The organism is Dietzia sp. SYD-A1 (genome assembly GCF_015356725.1).
Taxonomy (GTDB): Bacteria; Actinomycetota; Actinomycetes; order Mycobacteriales; family Mycobacteriaceae; genus Dietzia.
This window is the reverse complement of record NZ_JADDKI010000326.1, coordinates 1-1921: the sequence shown is the minus strand read 5'-3', so window position 1 is coordinate 1921 and position 1921 is coordinate 1. Positions and strand designations below refer to the sequence as shown.

The 1921-nt window shown below is 70.7% G+C and carries 3 protein-coding genes; all 3 read left to right on the top strand.

Going from position 1 to position 1921, the window contains the following annotated elements:
• A partial coding sequence (locus IY392_RS12990) for an SDR family oxidoreductase (RefSeq protein ID WP_228549379.1) occupies nucleotides 1-459 on the top strand: 459 nt, incomplete at its 5' end.
• 189 nt (nucleotides 460-648) lie between these two features.
• Entirely contained in the window at nucleotides 649-855 is a 207-nt protein-coding gene (locus tag IY392_RS12985) for a PspC domain-containing protein (protein ID WP_107755660.1), read from the top strand.
• Nucleotides 856-878: 23 nt separating this feature from the next.
• Nucleotides 879-1742 (top strand): crotonase/enoyl-CoA hydratase family protein, encoded by an 864-nt coding sequence (locus IY392_RS12980; protein ID WP_182612212.1) that lies wholly within the window; start codon nucleotides 879-881, stop codon nucleotides 1740-1742.
• Nucleotides 1743-1921 lie beyond the last annotated feature (179 nt).

Below are 1921 nucleotides of genomic sequence, written 5' to 3'. Positions count from 1 at the left end.
GGCGAGGCCGACTCCGGGGCCGACTCCGGGGCCGACTCCGGGGCCGACTCCGGGGCCGAGAGCAGCGCCGCGCCCGCGAGCAGCTCCGTGGTCATGATGGCCTCCGCGGTCATCCACCACTCCCGCGAGCGCTACGCCGGCTACAAGATCGCCAAGACCGCCCTCGTCGCGCTGGGCCACTCCCTGGCCACGGAGCTCGGGCCGCGCGGCATCCGCGTCAACACCGTGGCGCCCGGCTACATCTACGGCGAGACGCTCAAGGGGTACTTCGAGCACCTGGCGGGCAAGTACGGCGGGACCGTGGAGGACGTCTACGCCCACATCGCCGAGAAGATGGACCTGAGGCGCCTGCCCAGCGAGCGCGAGATCGTCGACCCGGTGCTGTTCCTCCTGTCGGACGCGGCGTCGGCGGTCACCGGCCAGACCCTGACCGTGGACTGCGGCGAGTTCCACACCTGAGCCGCTGACACCTCGGGAGAGCTCGCCTGCGCGCCCACCCCGGGACTCCGTCCCCGCACCTACCCCGAGGCACGGATCAGGGTGGGGATCGGGGTCGAACCCGGATGTGGCGGGCGCCGTGGGGGAGGAGACTGGAGGTCGTCGGGGAGAGGTCCCCGACCGCCATTGACGACGACGAGGTGACATGTCATGACCTACCCTTCAGACTCCCAGCCCAAACGACTGACCCGCTCCGAGGACCGCTGGATCGGGGGCGTGTGCGGCGGGCTCGCCGACTACTTCGGGATCGACCCGGTGTTGGTCCGCGTCCTGTTCGTGGCCTCCCTGCTGCTGCCCGGGCCGCAGGTGCTCCTGTACCTGATCCTCTGGTTCGTCATGCCTGACGTCCGCGCCTGAGGTCGTCATGGCAGGCTGAGCGCATGAGCACTCAAGACACCTCGGCCGCGCCCGGTCAGTACTCCTCCGTCCGCATCGAGAAGGCGGTCCGGCATCCGCACGTCGCGCAGGTGACGCTGATCGGGCCCGGCCCCCACAACGGCATGGGGCCGGATTTCTGGGCGGAGATGCCCCGCGTGATGGCGGAGCTCGACGCCGATCCGGAGGTCCGTGCGGCCGTCATCGCCGGGGAGGGCCGCAACTTCTCCTACGGGCTCGACCTCATGGCGATGATGCCGCAGTTCATGGAGTTCCTTCCCCAGGACACGACCCCGGACGCCTCTCGTAACGAGCGGATCCTGGACTTCGTGGAGAACATGCGTCGCGCCATCGACTCGGTGGCGTCGGCCAAGACCCCCACCGTCGCGGCGGTCCAGGGCCGCTGCATCGGGGGCGCGGTGGACCTGATCTCCGCCTGCGACGTCCGCCACGGCGCCGCCGACTCGACCTACTCGATCCGCGAGGTCAAGGTGGGGATCGTGGCCGACATGGGCTCGCTCGCGCGGCTTCCCCACATCATCGGCTCCGGGCTGACCCGGGAACTCGCCCTCACCGGCCGGGACATCGACGCCCAGACCGCCCTGCGCTACGGGCTGGTCACCCAGGTGGCCGAGGACGCCGCCGGTGTGTTGGCCTCGGCCCACGCCACCGCCGCCGAGATCGCCGCCAACCCCCCGCTGGTGGTCCGCGGGACCCGCGAGGTGCTCAACCGCGGCATCGAGGGGCAGATCCGCGAGAACAACCGCTACGTGGCCACGTGGAACGCCGGGTTTCTCGCCTCCTCCGACATGATGGAGGCCATCTCGGCGACGCTCGAGAAGCGCGAGGCGAAGTTCACCGGCCGCTGAGGCCACGAACCAGGCCGCGCTGGCCGACCCGACGAACGGTCGCCAGAAAAGGTGAGCCGTCACTCCGGTACGCAATGGCGGATCCACACCAGGGGAAACGCTACCCGGAGTGACGGCTCGTGTACGTGCGGGCGTGTGCGCCCCCGCCGCGTGTGGGCCGACGCGGCGGGGGCGCACAC